The sequence below is a fragment of the Sphingomonas pollutisoli genome (assembly GCF_029167165.1).
Classification (GTDB): Bacteria; Pseudomonadota; Alphaproteobacteria; order Sphingomonadales; family Sphingomonadaceae; genus Sphingomonas; species Sphingomonas pollutisoli.
Genome location: NZ_JARFNJ010000016.1, coordinates 1 through 17,911 on the forward strand (window position 1 = coordinate 1; position 17,911 = coordinate 17,911).

Annotated in this window: 22 protein-coding genes; 12 read left to right on the forward strand and 10 right to left on the reverse strand. The window is 61.0% G+C overall.

The window, feature by feature from the left end:
- Window positions 1–81: 81 nt before the first annotated feature.
- The 6 genes from PX554_RS23035 to PX554_RS23060 form a co-directional block, all read right to left on the reverse strand.
- Complete coding sequence (locus PX554_RS23035) at window positions 82–282, reverse strand: hypothetical protein (protein WP_021318857.1); 201 nt, start codon at window positions 280–282, stop codon at window positions 82–84.
- Entirely contained in the window at window positions 279–677 is a 399-nt protein-coding gene (locus tag PX554_RS23040) for a hypothetical protein (RefSeq protein ID WP_020820534.1), read from the reverse strand. Before PX554_RS23040 ends, PX554_RS23035 begins: the two co-directional genes overlap by 4 nt.
- Window positions 674–1,351, reverse strand: coding sequence for a carbonic anhydrase (locus PX554_RS23045; protein WP_020820535.1), 678 nt, complete (start codon window positions 1,349–1,351; stop codon window positions 674–676). The genes PX554_RS23040 and PX554_RS23045 overlap by 4 nt, the downstream gene beginning before the upstream one ends.
- Window positions 1,348–1,989 (reverse strand): peroxiredoxin, encoded by a 642-nt coding sequence (locus PX554_RS23050; RefSeq protein ID WP_008828739.1) that lies wholly within the window; start codon window positions 1,987–1,989, stop codon window positions 1,348–1,350. Before PX554_RS23050 ends, PX554_RS23045 begins: the two co-directional genes overlap by 4 nt.
- 97 nt (window positions 1,990–2,086) lie before the next feature.
- On the reverse strand, window positions 2,087–2,266 hold the full coding sequence (locus PX554_RS23055) for a hypothetical protein (RefSeq protein ID WP_020820536.1): 180 nt from the start codon (window positions 2,264–2,266) through the stop codon (window positions 2,087–2,089).
- Between the two features lie 53 nt (window positions 2,267–2,319).
- Complete coding sequence (locus tag PX554_RS23060; RefSeq protein WP_125445753.1) at window positions 2,320–2,793, reverse strand: hypothetical protein; 474 nt, start codon at window positions 2,791–2,793, stop codon at window positions 2,320–2,322.
- Window positions 2,794–2,857: 64 nt separating this feature from the next.
- On the opposite strand from PX554_RS23060, the gene PX554_RS23065 reads away from it, so the two are divergent.
- Window positions 2,858–3,706: a LysR family transcriptional regulator gene (locus PX554_RS23065; protein WP_020820537.1), complete on the forward strand. Its 849-nt coding sequence runs from the start codon at window positions 2,858–2,860 to the stop codon at window positions 3,704–3,706.
- A complete protein-coding gene (locus tag PX554_RS23070; protein ID WP_020820538.1) occupies window positions 3,703–4,188 on the forward strand; it encodes a DUF6306 domain-containing protein in 486 nt (161 codons plus the stop codon). The genes PX554_RS23065 and PX554_RS23070 overlap by 4 nt, the downstream gene beginning before the upstream one ends.
- A gap of 29 nt (window positions 4,189–4,217) precedes the next feature.
- Here the strand turns inward: PX554_RS23070 and PX554_RS23075 are convergent, their stop codons facing one another.
- Window positions 4,218–4,661, reverse strand: a complete 444-nt coding sequence (locus tag PX554_RS23075; protein ID WP_029986492.1) for an Rrf2 family transcriptional regulator — start codon at window positions 4,659–4,661, stop codon at window positions 4,218–4,220.
- A 227-nt stretch (window positions 4,662–4,888) separates the two neighbouring features.
- Here PX554_RS23075 and PX554_RS23080 point away from each other — a divergent pair, with 227 nt between their 5' ends.
- The 8 genes from PX554_RS23080 to PX554_RS23115 all read left to right on the forward strand — a co-directional run bounded on the left by PX554_RS23080 (window position 4,889) and on the right by PX554_RS23115 (window position 12,865).
- A complete protein-coding gene (locus PX554_RS23080) occupies window positions 4,889–6,523 on the forward strand; it encodes a nitrite/sulfite reductase (RefSeq protein WP_275504686.1) in 1,635 nt (544 codons plus the stop codon).
- Window positions 6,516–6,956: a DUF934 domain-containing protein gene (locus PX554_RS23085; protein ID WP_275504687.1), complete on the forward strand. Its 441-nt coding sequence runs from the start codon at window positions 6,516–6,518 to the stop codon at window positions 6,954–6,956. The genes PX554_RS23080 and PX554_RS23085 overlap by 8 nt, the downstream gene beginning before the upstream one ends.
- Window positions 6,957–7,129: 173 nt before the next feature.
- Window positions 7,130–7,447 carry a hypothetical protein gene (locus tag PX554_RS23090; protein ID WP_275504688.1) on the forward strand — a complete coding sequence of 106 codons (318 nt, stop codon included), beginning with the start codon at window positions 7,130–7,132 and terminating at the stop codon, window positions 7,445–7,447.
- 402 nt (window positions 7,448–7,849) lie between these two features.
- Window positions 7,850–8,119, forward strand: coding sequence for a hypothetical protein (locus PX554_RS23095; protein ID WP_020820544.1), 270 nt, complete (start codon window positions 7,850–7,852; stop codon window positions 8,117–8,119).
- A 145-nt stretch (window positions 8,120–8,264) separates the two neighbouring features.
- Window positions 8,265–10,340 (forward strand): FUSC family protein, encoded by a 2,076-nt coding sequence (locus PX554_RS23100; protein WP_275504689.1) that lies wholly within the window; start codon window positions 8,265–8,267, stop codon window positions 10,338–10,340.
- On the forward strand, window positions 10,337–10,561 hold the full coding sequence (locus tag PX554_RS23105) for a DUF1656 domain-containing protein (RefSeq protein ID WP_020820546.1): 225 nt from the start codon (window positions 10,337–10,339) through the stop codon (window positions 10,559–10,561). The genes PX554_RS23100 and PX554_RS23105 overlap by 4 nt, the downstream gene beginning before the upstream one ends.
- A 1-nt stretch (window position 10,562) precedes the next feature.
- Window positions 10,563–11,462, forward strand: a complete 900-nt coding sequence (locus PX554_RS23110) for an efflux RND transporter periplasmic adaptor subunit (protein WP_020820547.1) — start codon at window positions 10,563–10,565, stop codon at window positions 11,460–11,462.
- On the forward strand, window positions 11,456–12,865 hold the full coding sequence (locus tag PX554_RS23115; RefSeq protein WP_275504690.1) for an efflux transporter outer membrane subunit: 1,410 nt from the start codon (window positions 11,456–11,458) through the stop codon (window positions 12,863–12,865). The genes PX554_RS23110 and PX554_RS23115 overlap by 7 nt, the downstream gene beginning before the upstream one ends.
- Window positions 12,866–12,997: 132 nt before the next feature.
- On the opposite strand, the gene PX554_RS23120 is transcribed toward PX554_RS23115, so the two are convergent.
- From PX554_RS23120 to PX554_RS23130, 3 genes are all read right to left on the reverse strand, one after another.
- On the reverse strand, window positions 12,998–13,381 hold the full coding sequence (locus PX554_RS23120) for a hypothetical protein (RefSeq protein ID WP_021318859.1): 384 nt from the start codon (window positions 13,379–13,381) through the stop codon (window positions 12,998–13,000).
- A gap of 146 nt (window positions 13,382–13,527) precedes the next feature.
- A complete protein-coding gene (locus tag PX554_RS23125; protein ID WP_021318860.1) occupies window positions 13,528–13,908 on the reverse strand; it encodes a response regulator in 381 nt (126 codons plus the stop codon).
- Between the two features lie 130 nt (window positions 13,909–14,038).
- A complete protein-coding gene (locus PX554_RS23130; RefSeq protein WP_015449309.1) occupies window positions 14,039–15,823 on the reverse strand; it encodes a chloride channel protein in 1,785 nt (594 codons plus the stop codon).
- Window positions 15,824–15,917: 94 nt separating this feature from the next.
- Here PX554_RS23130 and PX554_RS23135 point away from each other — a divergent pair, with 94 nt between their 5' ends.
- Both PX554_RS23135 and metB read left to right on the forward strand, forming a co-directional pair.
- Window positions 15,918–16,313 carry a MarR family winged helix-turn-helix transcriptional regulator gene (locus PX554_RS23135; RefSeq protein ID WP_015449310.1) on the forward strand — a complete coding sequence of 132 codons (396 nt, stop codon included), beginning with the start codon at window positions 15,918–15,920 and terminating at the stop codon, window positions 16,311–16,313.
- A 424-nt stretch (window positions 16,314–16,737) separates the two neighbouring features.
- Window positions 16,738–17,910: a cystathionine gamma-synthase gene (metB, locus tag PX554_RS23140; protein ID WP_275504691.1), complete on the forward strand. Its 1,173-nt coding sequence runs from the start codon at window positions 16,738–16,740 to the stop codon at window positions 17,908–17,910.
- Window position 17,911: the final 1 nt, after the last annotated feature.

The window sequence follows — 17,911 nt, forward strand, 5'->3', positions numbered from 1 at the left end:
AACGCTGCGCGCGATCACCTCGGAATGCTGCGCGCCATCAAATCGGAATGGTGCGCGCGATCACCCCGGAATCCGCAGGTATTACAGCATTGCGGCTTTGATCAGCCATCGCTTGTCTCCTTGAGCAGAAATAGCGCCGGAAATCGTTTCGGCCGAGGCGTGATGATGCGGCACCATCCGGCGCAGATAAGTCGGTAGGAAGGCCCTGATGATGAGCGCTGCGGGACCATTGCTGATGCAGCCGCACAGGGCGCTGCAATGGTCTTTGGTGAGAACGGTCAATGTGCATAGGACAGCTCCGCCCTTCGCGCATCGAGCGCGGCCATGCACAGGGCGATTGCCTCAACCGGGTGATGGGCTGTCCATTGGCCAAGCTCGCCCACCACGGTGGTTCCCTGGGGGCCGGCTTCGATCCAATAGCCGGATGGCACCAACATAGCGGCAGCGCGGCAAGTCGCCGTGTAGAGCAGTGCCCGAACGTGGTTGCCGTCGTCCTGCAGCCAGACTCCCGGAGCAATAACGGTCAAGCTGCGCAGTGCCGGAAATACGGCCAGCGCAATCCGTGCATCAATGTCGCGATCGGGTTCACTCGCGCCCTTGCAGGCGGAGATGGCGTCGACGAGGCTGTCGTCATGGCCAATCGCCCTCACGCGGCACAGGGCGCGCACGGCGATCATGACGCGCCTGCAATCCGGAGTTTGGGAACTGCCTCATCGGGGTGGCGGCTGACGGGTGAGCAGACCGGTTGGAGAAGGCCGTCTCCAATGGCGTAGACCCAACCGTGAAGCGTTAGCGCAGCGTGCCGCGCCCAGGCCCGAAGAACCAATGGGTTGGCTGCGAGTGCTTTCACCTGGGCGCGGATATTATGTTCGCACAAACGGTCCGCATTGGTATCCGGGGTGCAGCAGACTGTTTGATAGAGCTCACGCACCGGTGCGAGCCAAAGCCCGATCGCGTCGTCCCTGTCCGGTGCCATTGCCGCTTGAATCCCGCCGCACCCGTAATGGCCCACGACGATGATGTGCTCGACCTTCAAAACATCGACCGCGAACTCCAAGGCGGCGGCGAAGTTAGGATCGCTCGGCGTGGCGAGATTGGCGACGTTGCGATGAACAAACATCTCGCCGGGATCGAGATCGACGATTTCGGTGGCCGGCACCCGGCTGTCCGAACAGCCGATCCAGAAGTAGCGTGGCCGCTGCTGGCCTACGAGCCGTTTAAAGAATCCGGGATCGATCAGGGTTTTGGCGTCAGCCCATACGCGGTTGCGGGCCAACAGGTCGGAGAGGCCGCCGTCGTCTGCTCCGTCGGCGGCGGTCTGTCTTTTTCCACTCTCCTCCAATTGCCTCATTGCCCGGGAGCCTGCAGATCGACGACCCGAAGGTAGGGCTTCAGTGTCTTGTAGCCTTGTGGGAACTGCCGGGATGCCTCCTCGTCCGACAGCTTCGGCGATATGACGACCGGCTCGCCAGGTTCCCAGTTGACGGGCGTTGCGATGCTACGGGCATCTGTAAGTTGAAGGCTGTCGATGGCACGGAGAATCTCGGCAAAATTCCGACCGGTCGAAGGCGGGTAGGTCAGGATCAGCCGCACCTTGCGTGACGGATCGATGACGAAGACGGAACGGACAGTGACCGTCGGGTCGCTCTCGGGGTGGATCATGTCGTAGAGCGCCGACACCTTGGTGTTGGCATCCGCGATCATCGGGAAGTCGAGTTTCGTCCCTTGGGTTTCGTGAATGTCGAGCTCCCATTTGTGATGGGCTTCGACCGGATCCACCGAGAGGCCAATGGGTTTGACGTTGCGTTTGTCCCATTCGGACCGGAGCTTGGCAACCTCGCCCAGTTCCGTCGTGCAGACCGGCGTAAAATTCTTGGGATGGCTGAACAGGACACCCCAGCTTCCGCCGAGCCAATCGTGGAAGCTGATGCGACCGTGCGTGCTGTCCTGCTCGAAATCGGGGGCGATCTGCCCGAGCTGAATGGCCATGGGAACTCCTTCATATCGCAGATCTGATGTGGAGATGGACGAAGCATCATACAAACGAATGTTATTATTATTTATCAGCAAAGATATTGGATATAAATTAGCGCCGGGTTCCCGGTCCGAGCCCCACGATCACGAGGAGGGCTATCGGCATGGCGAACAGCACTATCCCATTGCCGTCCCCTTCGGCGACGAAGCCGTTTTGGCGGAGCAAATCGACAAAAAGGCGGATCGAGACGAAGGCGATGCTTGCGGCGAAAATCAGATAGAGCCCGGACATGGAGGGCGGGCGCTCTGGTCCACGCGCTTGTCGGTCATCATCGTTGTCAGCCTTCACGGCAGCTTTGTCCGTGACGAGGGAGGCGGTTTGCGGCGGCAGGTTTCCTGAAGATTAGGGGCATCTTCACCCGACGGCTGTCGGTCTTCAGATGACCACAGCGCGATGAAGTCAAACGGAGGGGGCACTTCCTGCCAGGGCTGACGCACTCGGCGATGTGCCGTTTGTTCCCAATCGAGAGAGAGGATCACACCGATACAAACCGCGATCACGAAGACCACCACGGCAACGAAGACATCGTCACTGATCGCACCAGCGTCGTAAAAACTGAAAAGTGCTATGCCTATCCCTAAAACCAGCAACGCCAGCGCTATGCTGACTTTCCAGATTTCGGCCCGCGGCGGCGGCGGTTCGGGCGTGAAGCGGCCTAAAGGTTTCATCTGAAAGTTCGCCCAAACCGTTAGACGCCTTATGGTTGTTGGTGCCTGTCCAGGGTCGATCACACGGGTCTTGCCTTGTGATCCCATCATCGGCCCGCTACCATGAAGCAAGCAAATGAATATTATTGCGCATTGAGCGCAAGGATGATGGTTTATGGATATCAATGTTGCGCGCACATTCTTGGAAGTCGTTAAAACCGGCAGTTTTGTGAACGCTGCGTCGAACCTTCACCTCACGCAGACCGCAGTCAGTGCCCGCATCCGGGTGCTTGAGGACCTGCTCGATCGGCCAGTATTCATCCGCAACAAGGCAGGTGCGAAGCTGACACCGGCGGGCGAGCAGTTTCTGCGCTTTGCAACCACCATGGTGCAGGTCTGGGATCGGGCGCGCCGCGCCGTCGCGCTCCCGCCGGGACGGGAGACCGTGGTAACGGTCGGCGCCGAGCTCAGTCTGTGGAGTCCCTTGCTGCGGCACTGGTTGCTCTGGATGCGTCGGGAATGTCCGGAAATCGCGGTAAGCACCCATATCGACACATCCGAACGCCTGATGGAGCAGGTCCAGGATGGCTCACTCGATATGGCGGTGCTCTATGCCGCGCCGAGCCGTCCGGGGATCATCGCCGAACTCTTGTTCGAGGAAAAGTTGGTCCTGGTGCGGACCACGCCAACCAGCAGCCCTCTCGCACCGGAAGATCATGTTCAGATCGATTGGGGTGAGGAGTTTGCCGGGAGCTATCACGCCGCTTTCCCGGATCAGCCTAACTCCGTCGTTTCGATCAGCTATGGTCCGCTCGCGCTCGATTATATCCTGGCGACAGGGGGTAGCGGCTATTTTCGCAAAGGCTTCATCCGCTCCTATCTCGAGGAAGGCCGCCTCGCTCTCGTCCCCGGAAGTCCTGAATTTTCGTACTCGGCCTATGTCGTCCACAGCACAAAGGCCGACCCGGGCGTGATGGACCGCATTCGTGCCGGCCTCAAGGCGGCCGCGGCGATTACAGCATGACCGTGAACGAACCATCCTCGCCCGTTTGCTACGCCAGCGAAGCCGATGACATTTACATGGGCTTTGCCGGTCGCGAGGAGATCCTCGCGGCGCTCAACGAACTGCTGGAAGCCGAACGGGCCGGCGCCCGCGTCGCGCTCGCCAGCACCAAGTCGGCGAACGATCCCGACTACGCCGAACTGATGCGATCGGTCCGTGCCGACGAAGCACGTTGGTGCGCGATGCTCTCGAGGCAGATCAGGCGATTGGGCGCAGCGCCCTCACGCAAGACCGGCGCCTTTTACAAGAAGGCGTTGGCAATCCCTGATCCGCTTGAAAGGCTCGCCTTTCTCAACCGCGGACAAGCCTGGGTGGTTCGCAAACTGGAATCTCTGACCCCTAGGGTTCGTGACGAGGCATTGCATGCCGATCTGCGCGAGATGCTCGAGAGCCATCGGGTCAACATCGATCGCGCCGCAGCGCATCTTGAAGCGGAGCATTGACCTGCGCGGAAATCCGCAGGCTGTATCATTTAGTCCATGCCGACGCCGAGCGGTGATTGGCGGTTAATCAGCCGCTTCATGGCCTCACGATCGGACAGGAGATCGGAAATCCGGTAGGTATCGAATACCGCCATCATCGCCTGCATGCCTTGCGCCAGCACGCCGGTCAGTCCACATGCGGGAGACAGCGCACACCCGGAACAATCTGCGAGTTGGAAGCCTTCCTCGGTGCGGCGGACGACCTCGCCGACGGTCATCTCATCCGCTGGTCGGGCGAGACGCATGCCGCCGGCGCGACCGCGAACGGTTTCGATGAAGCCGTCGTGCGCCAGGGCGTTGACGACCTTCATCAGGTGATTGTGGGAGACATCATAAGCCCGCGCGATTTCGCCGATCGAACACAGGCGCTCTTCGTGAAGGGCCAGGTGAATCAAGACCCGCAGTGAATAATCCGTGTAGCGTGTCAGCCGCACGCAGAACTCCCGAGAAACAATCTGCAAACACCATACCTGTATGTCACAGACATGTTAAGGCCGGGATTGCCCTCGATGCCGGCTTGCAACGATCGGCCCATGGTTGTTGGCCTGCAGCGACCTGCCTTATCGAGCAATTATTTTGATGGATCGCTGCATTAAAAGTCATTTTGTGCATGAGTGCTCGTGATGCCATCCTGATGTCCCCTTGGGCGTGAGAGGCTGATATGTACAAATACGACGAGTATGATCAGGCCATGGTCGATGCCCGGGTCGAAGAGTTTCGCGACCAGACGCGCCGTCGGATCGAAGGCCATCTCAGCGAAGACCAGTTCAAGCCTCTGCGGCTCAAGAATGGGCTCTACCTGCAACTGCACGCTTATATGCTGCGCGTAGCGGTGCCTTACGGCACGCTCAATTCGCGGCAAATGCGCAAGCTGGCGCATATCGCGCGCAAATATGACCGAGGCTACGGTCATTTCACGACACGACAGAACATCCAATATAACTGGATCAAACTGGCGGATGCGCCCGACATCCTCGCTGAGCTCGCGACGGTGGAAATGCACGCCATCCAGACGAGCGGCGAGAGCATTCGCAACCTGTCGGCGGATCATTATGCTGGAGCTGCTCCCGACGAGATATGCGATCCGCGGCCCTGGGCCGAACTGATCCGCCAGGCCACGACGTTCCATCCAGAATTCAGTTATCTGCCGCGCAAGTTCAAGATCGCAGTGATCGCCGCGCAGGAAGACCGTGCCGCGCTGCGCTGGCACGACTGTGCACTGCGCATCATCAAGAACGAGAACGGTGAGCAGGGGTTCGAGGTCTATGCTGGCGGCGGTATGGGGCGCACGCCGATTATCGCTTTCCCGATCAGGGCGTTCTGTCCGGCAGGCCAGATCTTTTCCTATATCCAGGCGATCCTGCGGGTGTGGAACCGGCATGCGCGGCGCGACAACATCCACAAGCAGAGGATGAAGATCCTTGTTCATGAACTGGGGGAAGAAGAGTTCCGCCGTCAGGTGGAGATGGAGTTCGAGCACATCCTGACGCTGGGCCGGGATTTTCCGCAGGCCGAGTATGACAGGATTGCCGCCCATTTTGACCCGCCGCCGTTCGAGACCGGGCTTTCCGAGGAGCTCGACCGCTCCGATCCCGACTTCGCGCTATGGGTCGATCGCCAGGTCGCCGCACATAAGGCGCCCGGTTATGCCATCGTCAATATCAGCCTCAAACCCGACGGGGGTATAACCGGCGACATTTCAGCCGAGCTGATGGAGCTCGTGGCCGACCTTGCCGAACGCTACAGCTTCGATGACCTGCGCTCGACGCATGTCCAGAATCTCGTGCTGCCCCATGTGCGCAAGCGGGATCTCCATGCGGTCTGGCAGGCGCTGGACGCGGCGGGGCTGGCAAGCGTCAATCTCGGCCTCGTCACGGACATCATCGCTTGTCCCGGACTCGATTATTGCAGCCTGGCCAACGCGCGTTCGATACCCGTCGCCCAACAGATCGCAGAGCGCTTTGCCGATCTCGATCGTCAGCTCGACCTCGGCGAACTCAAGATCAAGATTTCGGGCTGCATCAACGCCTGCGGTCATCACCACGCGGCCCATATCGGTATCCTTGGTGTCGATCGTAAGGGCACAGAGAACTACCAGTTGCTGCTTGGCGGGTCCGGGGCCGAGGATGTTTCGCAGGCCAAGATCACCGGGCCGGGCTTCGACGAGACCGGGATCGTCGATGCCGTCGAACGCACGATCGAACGCTATCGTGAGATTCGCGAGCCAGGTGAACGCTTTCTCGATTGCTATCGCCGCGTTGGCATGGATCCGTTCAAGGAGGCTATTTATGGGTGATCCGTTACGCTTCCGGGACGATCCGGCACCGGATGAGCCGGGAGTTTCCGTGGATGCGTTTCTCAATCAGAAGGACGCAACCTCAGTGCTTCTCGAGGCGGGCGATGATGTCCGCGCCTTGTTACCCGAACTTGGCCGCGTACGGCTCGTCGAGATCGACTTTCCGCGGTTTCGCGACGGGCGTGGTTTTTCCAGCGCAAGCATATTGCGCGAGGCGGGCTACACAGGCGAAATCCGCGCGATCGGTGACGTGCTCATTGATCTCGTATTCTTTATGCGGCGTTGCGGCTTCGACAGCTTCGAGCCCGACGCCCCCTTTCATCCGGGTGCCGTCGATGCTGCGCTGAGCCGCTACCCTGACGTCTATCAGTCCGCGACAGATGGGCGAGTACCGATTTGGGCGCTGCGGCATCCCCAATTCGCCACGGAATGAAGGCAGTTCCTTCCTCTGGTTTGGACGGTAGTTCGGCACCTGGCGCGCGCACCATATATTAACCAGACCATCGTGCCTTGAATGCTGGAAGTGATGAGCGGGGTCCTTGTAAATATATCGCAACACGATATATTGGAACGAAGGGCGCGGAGGGGATGTCGATGGAGGCAGATATGCCGATGTTGCAAATCCTGGTCACGGCTGTCGGCCTGACGTTGGGCAGCTTGCTGGTCGCGATATCGCTGTCCTGTCTGGCTTGGTGGCTGGCCACCCGCGTTCATCATCCGCGCTGGGGCGCGGCTTTTCTGCTCATCATAGTCGGTGGCACCTGGCTGGCTGCGTTAGGGCAAAGTGAGTTCGTGAAGATGGCCACCGTGTTCGCTCTGGTTGGGGCAGGCCTGCTCTATCTGGTAGGCCGGGAAGAACGGGATGGAGGATCTTCGCGCGATACCAAGCCGGGCCGCTCCGCCCTCTCTAAAGGAAAGCACTGATGGCAACGCAGATCTGGATCTATCCTGCCCTCATCGCGGTTCTAGGCCAGAATAGACGGCCGAGCTTTGCTGAAATGCGCAGTTTCGTTCGACGAGCCCGACGTGAAGCCGCTGCAGCTGGGGGTTCGGACGTAGCACGCCGAGGGAAGGTGCGTCGCCTGATCGAAGCGGCTTTGAAAGCGCCAACTCCTCAGTTGATAGCGGACGAATAGGCGCTTCCTACTCTCGCTTTGCGAACGCCCCTGCGTGCTATGCTGATGCCCCGTTTGCGCGACCTGAGAGTTTTTGCGCTTAACCTGCAAAAACATTCGTTTGCGACGCAGTGCGCATTCTTTCACCCTGCTTCTATCAAACCATGAAGATAGCTGGTTGCGAGCGAGCATCGACAGGAGAGGATGCCGCATGAAGAGGTTTATGTCGGGCGACCCTGCTGCACAGGCCGTTTTTACATGGTCGCGGGCTCTATGGACGCTTCTGTTCGCTGGGCTCGCGTTTGCTCTCTATTGCCTCAGCGAATATCGCCTCCTCAGTGAGGAGCAGATTATGCTGCTGATTTTCCTCGCCGTACCGATCGCCGCATTCTTTGTGTCAGGCAAAGGGCAGGACATGTCTGATGGTTCGAATAAGACAGACCAGGGCACCAATTCGCGCGCGTCCACAAGAAAGAATTAAACGCAAAATATTTGCGTTTATCCATTAATATTTTGATTTAAGGTTTAGGGTGCTGGCTCGGTTAAAGGGCTTTCTCATATCCATGGGAGGTAATGACCACGGTCGCTGTCGATCGTGACAATCCCGTTTGTCATGGTTGTCAGTGATGCTTGTTGCGTTTGCAGGCGGGAAACGCCTGCCAGCCTCTCCCTTGGTGGTTGACCCCCAGAAGCTGCTCTTTTCGCTCAGCAGCTTGCTGGCGGCAGCCGCTACGTTGGCCATAGCCTTCTCAGCCAGTTTGCCGCGCCCCTGGTGGGCTCTGTTGACGGTATACGTTACCGCTCAACCCATGGCCGGTGCCTTTCGGCCCAAGGTTCTCTACCGTCTGGGCGGCATACTAACCGGTGCCGCTGTCACGATCCTGCTCGTTCCCAACTTGCAGAACTCGCCCGAACTTCTGGTCTTGTGCCTCGCGGCCTGGACAGGTTTCTGCATCTATCTTGCGGTTCTTGATCGCACCCCGCGTGCTTTCCTGTTCCAGATGGCGGCGTTCAGCTCAGCGGTGATCAGCTTTCCCTATCTCGATGATCCGGGGAATATTTTCGAAACCACGGCCGCGCGGGTGCAGGAGATGACGGTTGCTATCCTGTGCGTGACGGCGGTTCATGCGCTGCTCCAACCCTGGAGCGCGACGCCGGCTATTCGCGCCCGTGTCCAATCTTTTTTGGGTCACGCCCGCCGCTGGACCGCAGAGGCGCTTGGCAGTCAACATACCCGTCTCGAGGACGCGCATCGCCGCGCACTGGCGGCGGACGTCACCGAACTCGGCATGATCGCGGTCCATTTGCCGTTCGATCAGCGCTGGGCTCCCGCGACCCGGCGACGGGTTACGGCCTTGCAACAGCAGCTCGCCACCGTCCTGCCACTTGCCTCGGCTGCGGCGAACCGGCTCGACCGTCTTCGCGAAGCTGGCGATCTCCCCCCGGAGCTCGAAGCTTTGCTGGCCGACGTCACCGACCGGCTGGATGATGAGCAAAGCGAGCTGCACCGGGTGGGATCGCTGGTGCGGCGGTGCGAGGCGCTGGCGGCTGCCGCTGAGGCGCGCGGCGACTGGAACGGCCTGCTGACCGCGAGCGCCTGCATCCGCATCGCCGAGTTCCTGACCGCATTGGCCGCGAGTCGAAGGCTGGCGGACAGGATCGGGTCACCGGGTCGGCCCAGCGCTAAAATTCTTGCCGCAGAATCCTTTTCGCTTGCCCGCGATCATGGCGTCGCTGCGCTCGCGGGCCTGGCGACCGCCACGGCAATCGGGCTCTATTGCGCCGTCTGGATCCTGCTCGCCTGGCCTAATGGATCGGCGACCGCGGCCTTTGCCGCGCTCATTACCTGTTCTTTTGCCGCACAGGACGATCCCGCGCCGGTGATCGGTCGCTATCTCGTGGCGACGCTCAAGACCTTTCCGTTGGCGGCCCTCTATCTTTTCGTGATCCTGCCCCGGGTCGATGGCTATGAAATGCTGATCGTCACCCTGGCGCCAGCCTTGCTGTGGATGGGCTATATCCAGGCCGATCCCGCACGTTCGCCGCAGGCATTGCCGATGTTCTCCTGCTTCATCGTCGCCATGGGCTTTCTCGCGCGTTTTCAGGCGGATTTTGCACTGTTCATCAACACGGGGTTGGCCCAGCTGGGTGGAATTGTAGCGACGCTTGCCGTCACCCGCATGTTCCGATCGGCCAATGTCCTGTGGACCGCCCGGCGTATCCTGCGCGCGAACTGGGGTGAACTGGCCCTACTTGCGGACATTCGTCGGCCGTTCCGTCCGGACCGCTGGACGGCAAGAGCGGTCGATCGGCTCGGGCAGGTGGCTGCACGCATGGCGGTGGCACCCGCCGGCGATAGACTCCGTGCCGCTGACGGTCTGGCGGACCTCAGGATCGGCCGCAACATCATTCCGATCCGCCGGGCGCTGTCTCATGTCCCGCATAACGTGCGGCACCGCCTGGGCGCGGTACTTGCCGTGCTGGCGGTGTTTTATGGGGATCGCTGGCGCCATGGCCATGCGGATGCTCCGCCGCCCGGCTTGCTCGATCCGATCGACCGGGCCTTGGAAGCGCTTCTCAGCCTGCCGCTCGATGAGCATCGCCGGCCTGCCTTGCGGGCGCTGGTAGGGATGCGCTGCAATCTCTTCCCGACTGCCGCTGCGCCCCATATCGTTTCATCAAGAGCTGGGGAAAGCGCATGATCGAGGAGATCAATGTGCTCGGCGTTTATATGCCGGCGGCGCTCGCCTGGGGCGTGCTGGCCGCGGTGCTCGTCTATATTGTGCGCGGGCTCCTGCAGCGCCTGCCGGGCTATCGACTGCTCTGGCACCCAAGCCTGCTCGAGCTCGCTCTCTTCATTCTGCTGTGGTGGGGCCTGAGCGCGCTCGCCGATAGTTTCCTCTACCGATGGGTCGCGTCTTGACATGTTGCACCGACAAAATCTCCTGCGATCGCTCGCCACGCTCCTCGTCATACTCGTAGTTCTGGGGGGGATATATGCACTGTGGCTGCGCTATCAGGTCGAGCCGGTCACGCGCGATGGCAAGGTGCGCGCGGACATGGTGCCGGTGGCCGCCGATGTCAGTGGGCTCGTCACCGAGGTGAAGGTCGCCGACAATCAGAAGGTCCGAAAGGGCGAGATACTCTTCATCATCGACCGTCCGCGCTACCGGCTTGCGCTGGAACAGGCCGAGGCCAACGTGGCAAGCCAGCGCACCGCGCTCGCGCAAGCTGTCCGTGAGGATCGGCGCAACCGGGCCATGCCCGAAGTGATCGCTGCTGAAGTGATCGAACAAGGCACGGCGCGGGTCGAAGGACTGCGGGCGACGATTGGTCAGGCGGTGGCAGCGCGCGACCTGGCTCGCTTCAATCTGGAACGAACCATCGTGCGTGCACCGGTGGACGGGACCGTGTCCAACATGTCGCTCCAGCCCGGGGTCTATCTGACGGCCGGCAAAGCCGCGTTAGCGCTCGTCTATGACCACTCGCTCCGGGTGGAAGGTTATTTTGAGGAAACAAAATTGCCGGCGATCCGCGTCGGCGACCGTGCAAGCATCTACCTGATGGGCGTTGCTGACGAGATCGAGGGGCATGTTCAGAGCATTGCGGGCGGTGTCGAGGATCGCGAGCGGGCCGGAACCGACGGGCAACTGGCTAATGTAAACCCGTCCTTCACCTGGGTTCGCCTCGCGCAGCGCATTCCCGTGCGTGTCACGATTGATAGAATACCGCCTAATGTACGGATGATTCCGGGCCAGACGGCCACGGTTGTCGTTCATCCGCGCGATGATGGGCGCAGAGTACACCGGAGCCTGCCATGGTAAGGCGCGCGCTGGTGCTGGCGGCTGCAGCCGCGCTGGGCGGCTGCACGGTGGTCGGACCCGATTATCATGTGCCTGACGCCGCGATGGTGAAGGCACCTGCGGCGCAAGGCGCGTTTCAGTCGATAGGCGCGGCCACGACGCAGGAACCGCTGCCCGATCATTGGTGGCGGCTCTACGAGAACCCGACCCTCGACCGGCTGATCGAACAGGCATTCGCCGCCAATACGGATCTGCGAGTGGCCGAGGCCAATCTCGAACGCAGTCTGGCCTTGCTCGACCAGCGCAATGCGGGCCGGGAAATTCAGGGCAGCGCGAACGCCGAAACAAGCTGGGCCCAGCGCTCGGCGGAAGCCGAGTTGAGCCATGTAAAGCCGCCGACGCGGCAAATCTACAATATGGGCATCGGGGCCAGCTATGATCTCGATCTGTTCGGCGGAATAAAGCGCGGGATCGAGGCAGCAAGTGCCGATGCCGACGCTGCCGTGGCGGCGCGCGATCTGGTGCGTGTGACCGTCGCGGCCGAGACGGCGCGCGCCTATGCCGACATCTGTAACGCGGGCTATCAGCGCGATGTGTTGGGTCGTGCGATTGCTGTCCTAGAGCAAAGTGTTCGATTAACCCGGATCATGGTGTCGCATGGACGCGCGGCACCCTATGAACTGGACCGGCGACAAGCGTTGCTCGAAGCGAGCCAGGCCCGGCTCCCACAATTGGTGGCGCGCCAACGCAACGCCCTTTTCCGTGCCACAGCGCTGGCCGGTCGCATGCCGAGCGACGCGGACCCCGGCCTGTTGGCGTGCCATGCCCCGCTTGCGCTGACACGCATGATCCCCGTTGGCGACGGTGCCGCGCTGCTCAAGCGTCGGCCCGACATCCGCATGGCCGAGCGCCGGCTCGCCGCGGCGACGGCGCGGATCGGCGTCGCCACGGCGGATCTCTATCCAGACATCCGCCTGGGGGCATCGATCGGCTCCACGGGGGCTGCCGCCGATTTCCTGTCACCGCTTACCAACCGTTTTGGTCTCGGGCCGCTGATCAGTTGGACGCTCAACCGACATGCCGTTCGCGCCCGCATTGTGGCAACTGAGGCCCAAAGTCGCGGCGACCTCGCCGCGTTTGACGGCGCGGTGATCAAGGCGTTGCGAGAGGTTGAGACGGCGCTGACCAATTATCAAGCTGGGCTTGAGCAGCAGGAAAGCCTGGATCGTGCATCCGAAGATGCCATGCGAGCAGCGATGCGGATAAGTCAGTTGCGGCGTGGAGGCAAGATCGCCGCGTTGCCCGCGCTCGAGGCTGAACGTGATCGGATCGCGGCGGATCAGGCGGCGGCCGAGGCGCGCGCGGCGATCAATGACGATCAGATTACGCTGTTCCTCACACTTGGCGGAGGATGGAGCAACTGAAACGCGATGTGATTTCCTCTGCCGTCAGAACCTGGGCTGCCACGTTTGCTGCTGGCGCGTGCGCGCAGCCTTCCAGGATTCGCTGACCGACGACCGCAGTACAAATTCGGTGATGCCGAACCCGGTTCCCGCTCATTTCTCCTCGACGGTGCGGTCGAGCGTGAGGCTCCCCACCTTGCCATCGTCGAGGTGGACGACCGCCGTCCAGTAAAAATTGGCTCGGTAGTAGTCATGCACCATCATCCAGTCGGAATAGACACAACGCGCGATCTCGGGATCTTGCCGATCGCCCGTGCAATGCGCGCCAGCCTCTTCAAGGACGTCGAGCGCGCTCCAGAAGGACGTGCCTGGCGGAATCTCCCGGGCAAGAGTGGTGCGTGCCTTCTCGATGTCATTGTTCCACTGATAGTCGTCTTCGAGAACGGTGAATTGCAACGACGGCTTTGCCTCGTCCTTCGCCTCGAGTTCAGACGGGATCAAAAGCAGCGCGACGAGCGCGAGAAGAGGTTTACACATATTGTGCCTTCTAGCGGGATCGAGCCAACGCAAAACCGCAAGATATTGAAGTTTTCCATCAAGAAATCTGTTGTGATGCCGCCGCGCTTCTCAGCTCTCTCGATCTCGAAAACGCAGGTCGTTTGTAAAGACTGGTGACGAGACGCTCAGGGCGTCGACGATATAAAAATGGACGAGATCGCCGTCAGCATTTGCGACGTTCCGTATGGCTTGGGAACCATGATACTTTTGGGAACACCATAAAGCGGCCATTCTGCGGCGCTATCTCCTGATGCATACACCACAGGAATATCCGGTTGCAGTTCTCGGGCGCGCCACGATACCTCCCATCCGTTGGGACCCACCCCAAGCCTCACATCGGTGACCACTCCGGCGATTTCAGGATGACGGCTATCGAGAATAGTGATGGCATCCACCCCACAGGTCGCGGCGATGACCACGTATCCGCCGAATTCTAGCATCTCCTGCAGCGTCCACAGGATAAGCCGCTCGTCCTCAACCAGCAGCAGCACCTTGGCGTCCGACATGCGACGTCCCCCCGTTCCTCCTTTTCCGATGCCGCGGCAGGAGTTTGTATCGCAATACGAACGAAAATAGGTGCGGGTTGGTTCCCCGGTCCCGTCCTTGCACGTCGTAACCGACCGATCCTAGGCCGTTCTACTGCGTGCGTGGTTGGAGTTTTGTTCCGAGATGGCGTGAGCGACCAAGTTCGGCATGGCGGTTTGCGCTGCGGGTCTTGAGCAGATCCTGGCGCGAAAGGATGCCGAGCACGCGCCTGGTTCCGGGCTCGATGATCGGAATGCGACCGATGCCGGATTCGACGATGAGATCGGCGACGACGCCGGTGGGCGTATCGGGATAGGCAACGGGCTGTGCTGCGTCCGAGATGGCGTCGATGAGCGGCGTTTGATCGTCGTCGCGCTCGCCCTGCCAGCGCAGGGCATCGGTGCGAGAGACGAGACCCAGCAATCTTCCTTGCGGGTCGGTCACCGGATAGCTGCGATGCACGGCTTTGGTTGCGAAGAAGGATACCGCCGCCTCCACGGTCATCGTGCCCGGTAGGGTCGCCGGATCGCGCGTCATGATCTGACCGGCCTGGATGAGGTCGAGCGGATCGACCGTATATTCCTGCAGGATATGCCGTCCGCGCCGCGCGATTTTCTCGGTGAGGATCGATCGCCGCATCAGCAGCACGCTGATGGCATAGGCGCCGCCCGCAGCCGCGATCGTGCATGGGATGGCGCTGAAGTGCCCGGTGAGTTCGACCGCGAAGATCGCGCCGGTCATCGGCGCACGCATCGCGCCGCTCATGATTCCCGCCATGCCGATCATGGCCCAGAACCCCGGATCGCCGGGCAGGAACTGCCCGAGCAGGAAGCCGGCTGCGCCGCCCAGGATGAGGAGCGGGGCAAGAACGCCGCCAGACGTGCCCGACCCCAGCGCGACCAACCAGACGATGGCCTTCACGACGAGGAGCGCAGCAACGACCCGGAGCGATAACGAGCCATTGAGGAGAGCCTCGATGCTCGCATAACCGGCGCCAAGCACATGTGCATCGATGAGACCACCCAGACCAACGACCACCGCACCGATCGCCGGCCACCACATCCAGTGGAATGGCAGGCGATGGAAGAGATCCTCGATACGGTAGAGGGATGTCGATAGTAGAGCGGCTTCAAGACCGACGACGAGGCCGATCCCGCCGGAAGCGAGCAGGGCCCAGCTTTCCTGCGGAGCCATCGCCGCCATTGGAAACATCGGTCCCGATCCGAGCAGAAGCGGACGCCAGGCGAAGGAAACAAGTGCTGCAACGAGGACGGGGACGAAGCTGCGCGGTTTCCACTCGAACAGGAGCACTTCGACGGCCAGCAAGATCGCCGCGAGCGGCGTACCGAAGATGGCGGTCATGCCGGCTGCCGCACCGGCCACGAGGAGCGTCTTGCGCTCGGCCGCGCTGAGATGGAAGCATTGGGCGAACAGCGAACCAATGGCCCCGCCCGTCATGATGATCGGTCCTTCCGCGCCGAAGGGTCCGCCACTGCCGATCGAGATCGCTGAGGACAGGGGTTTGAGCAGCGCCACCTTGAGCGACAGTCGGCTCTCGCCGAAGAGGATCGTTTCGATCGCCTCGGGAATGCCATGGCCGCGAATCTTGTCCGATCCGAAACGCGCCATCAGACCCACGATAAGGCTGCCGATGATCGGAATCACGACCACCAGCCAGCCCACCGATGCGTCGGTTATCACGGAGTGATCGGCGGAGAGTCGACCGAACCAGAAGAGATTGGTGGCAATCGCAATGAGTTTGACCAGCACCCATGCGCCGAAGGCACCGCCCGTCCCGACCACGACGGCCATGACCGCCAGCATGACCATGCGGCGATCGACACTATGGTCGGCGAGTTGGTGGCCTTCAACGGAACGTGGGGGTGTCAGCGACATGAATCGATATTATCCTGCAAAAGTAGCTCGAGCCCATTATATCGCATTGCGATGTATTTCAATCAGTGAGGATCAATTGAGGCAAAAGGATAAATTGCTGGGGGATGCCGACTATGTGGCGCTGGCCTCATTTCGCCACGCCATTCGCCGCTTCCAGGCGTTCAGCGAGGAAAAGGCCATCGAAGTCGGGCTGACGCCGCAACAGCACCAGGCTCTCCTCGCGATCCGGGGCTGTCCGCCGGATGAAGCCACCGTCGGCCATGTCGCTGAACGTCTGATATTAAAGCCGCATAGCGCCACGGGCCTGATCAATCGCCTCGAAGCCTTGGCGCTTATTACGCGCGAGGCGGCTGCTACCGATCGCAGGCGGGCGCTGCTACGCCTTACCCCCAAGGCTTATGCCTTGCTCGACGCCCTGTCGGCTGTCCATCGCGAGGAAATTCAGCGCTTGCGGCCGGTCTTCACCGGCATTTTCGAACAATTGGGATGAGCAAGCAGCAGTTAATGCAATTATGATGCATTGAAACAGAAATAACATTCATTTGTCTTATGGTATTCTAACCGGCACAACGCGATCTGCAGAGTGAAGTTGCTTCACGACAACAGCGCCCGGAGAGGATCCTGCGAAAGCAGGCCGGAGCGCGGGAAGGGAGCCAGAAACCGAGGATAAGTGCATGACGCAGACGGAGTATGGCGATCGGTGCAGGATGTGGCCGCATCGCCGGAAGGCGGCGCAGGCGTCTCGGTTTAGCGGCTACTTCACCAGGTTAGACGCCGGCTCGCGGCCCCCCCTGCCGCAGCCGGCGTCTTTCCGAAGTTCGGTCAGGCCGGTCACTTACAAAATATTTGGGCCGCAAACTGGCCACTCAGCCGATCTGGCATCGTACTTCAAGTAACAGAGGGGCGTTGCTTCAATGACTGAACCCAAAGATCAGGCATCTCGCCTTCAGACAGTCGCCGCCGCGCACGGCGTTGCCAGCGATGTGGCCTTTGGAGCTGTCGCTCCGCCGCTTTATCTTTCGAGCACATATGAGTTTGCCGGCTACGATCAACCGCGCTCCTATGACTATGGTCGGGCGGGTAATCCCACCCGCGATCTTCTCGGGCAGGCACTGGCGAAGCTTGAAGGTGGCGCAGGCGCGGTCATCACGGCGAGCGGAATGGCCGCGCTCGATCTTCTCGTCGGGAGAATGGGGCCGGGCGATCTTATCCTCGCACCGCATGATTGCTACGGCGGTACGATGCGCCTGTTGAAGGCGCGCGCGAACCGAGGGCATTGCGTCGTCCGGTTCGTTGATCAGGGGGACGAGAGCGCCTTTGCCGCCGCGCTGGAGGACATTCCGGCACTGGTGCTTATCGAGACGCCGAGCAATCCCTTGATGCGGGTCGTCGATATCGCAGAGCTTGCCGCAAAATCGCGCTCGGCGGGGGCTGCGGTTGCCGTCGATAACACGTTTCTTTCACCGGCTATCCAGCAACCGATCGCGCTGGGCGCGGACTATGTCATCCATTCCACGACCAAATATCTCAACGGCCATTCCGACGTGATCGGCGGCGCAGTTGTCGCGGCTGATCCGGTGCAGGTCGATGATTTGCGTAATTGGGCAAATGTCGTGGGGAGCACAGGCGCGCCGTTTGATGCCTGGCTAACCTTACGGGGCCTTCGCACGCTATTTGCCCGGATGGAGCAGCAGCAGCGCAACGCGATGATCGTCGCGCAATATCTCGACCGACATACGGCGGTGTCCCAAGTCCACTATCCAGGTCTCGTCGCCCATCCCGGCCACCGGATCGCCTCACGCCAGCAGCGCGGTTTCGGGGCGATGTTGAGCTTTGAACTCGCAGGAGGGGTGGAAGCGGTTCGGCGGTTTGTCGCTGCGGTCGGCCATTTCACGCTCGCGGAATCGCTGGGTGGGATCGAGAGCCTGGTCGCGCATCCGGCGACCATGACCCATGCCGATATGGGCGAGGAGGCGCGCTCAAGAGCGGACATCAGCGACAGCCTGCTACGGCTTTCGATTGGCCTCGAAGCCGAACAAGATCTGATCGCCGGCCTCGATCAGGGATTGGCGGCATGCGCGGGATGAA

What these genes read in the sequence shown, in the direction of transcription:
- PX554_RS23040 (WP_020820534.1), bottom strand. Translation starts at nt 677, where the DNA reads ATGATCGCCGTGCGCGCCCTGTGCCGCGTGAGGGCGATTGGCCATGAC.
- PX554_RS23045 (WP_020820535.1), bottom strand. Translation starts at nt 1,351, where the DNA reads ATGAGGCAATTGGAGGAGAGTGGAAAAAGACAGACCGCCGCCGACGGA.
- PX554_RS23050 (WP_008828739.1), bottom strand. Translation starts at nt 1,989, where the DNA reads ATGGCCATTCAGCTCGGGCAGATCGCCCCCGATTTCGAGCAGGACAGC.
- PX554_RS23055 (WP_020820536.1), bottom strand. Translation starts at nt 2,266, where the DNA reads ATGTCCGGGCTCTATCTGATTTTCGCCGCAAGCATCGCCTTCGTCTCG.
- PX554_RS23060 (WP_125445753.1), bottom strand. Translation starts at nt 2,793, where the DNA reads ATGATGGGATCACAAGGCAAGACCCGTGTGATCGACCCTGGACAGGCA.
- PX554_RS23065 (WP_020820537.1), top strand. Translation starts at nt 2,858, where the DNA reads ATGGATATCAATGTTGCGCGCACATTCTTGGAAGTCGTTAAAACCGGC.
- PX554_RS23070 (WP_020820538.1), top strand. Translation starts at nt 3,703, where the DNA reads ATGACCGTGAACGAACCATCCTCGCCCGTTTGCTACGCCAGCGAAGCC.
- PX554_RS23080 (WP_275504686.1), top strand. Translation starts at nt 4,889, where the DNA reads ATGTACAAATACGACGAGTATGATCAGGCCATGGTCGATGCCCGGGTC.
- PX554_RS23085 (WP_275504687.1), top strand. Translation starts at nt 6,516, where the DNA reads ATGGGTGATCCGTTACGCTTCCGGGACGATCCGGCACCGGATGAGCCG.
- PX554_RS23090 (WP_275504688.1), top strand. Translation starts at nt 7,130, where the DNA reads ATGCCGATGTTGCAAATCCTGGTCACGGCTGTCGGCCTGACGTTGGGC.
- PX554_RS23095 (WP_020820544.1), top strand. Translation starts at nt 7,850, where the DNA reads ATGAAGAGGTTTATGTCGGGCGACCCTGCTGCACAGGCCGTTTTTACA.
- PX554_RS23100 (WP_275504689.1), top strand. Translation starts at nt 8,265, where the DNA reads ATGCTTGTTGCGTTTGCAGGCGGGAAACGCCTGCCAGCCTCTCCCTTG.
- PX554_RS23105 (WP_020820546.1), top strand. Translation starts at nt 10,337, where the DNA reads ATGATCGAGGAGATCAATGTGCTCGGCGTTTATATGCCGGCGGCGCTC.
- PX554_RS23110 (WP_020820547.1), top strand. Translation starts at nt 10,563, where the DNA reads ATGTTGCACCGACAAAATCTCCTGCGATCGCTCGCCACGCTCCTCGTC.
- PX554_RS23115 (WP_275504690.1), top strand. Translation starts at nt 11,456, where the DNA reads ATGGTAAGGCGCGCGCTGGTGCTGGCGGCTGCAGCCGCGCTGGGCGGC.
- PX554_RS23120 (WP_021318859.1), bottom strand. Translation starts at nt 13,381, where the DNA reads ATGTGTAAACCTCTTCTCGCGCTCGTCGCGCTGCTTTTGATCCCGTCT.
- PX554_RS23125 (WP_021318860.1), bottom strand. Translation starts at nt 13,908, where the DNA reads ATGTCGGACGCCAAGGTGCTGCTGCTGGTTGAGGACGAGCGGCTTATC.
- PX554_RS23130 (WP_015449309.1), bottom strand. Translation starts at nt 15,823, where the DNA reads ATGTCGCTGACACCCCCACGTTCCGTTGAAGGCCACCAACTCGCCGAC.
- metB (WP_275504691.1), top strand. Translation starts at nt 16,738, where the DNA reads ATGACTGAACCCAAAGATCAGGCATCTCGCCTTCAGACAGTCGCCGCC.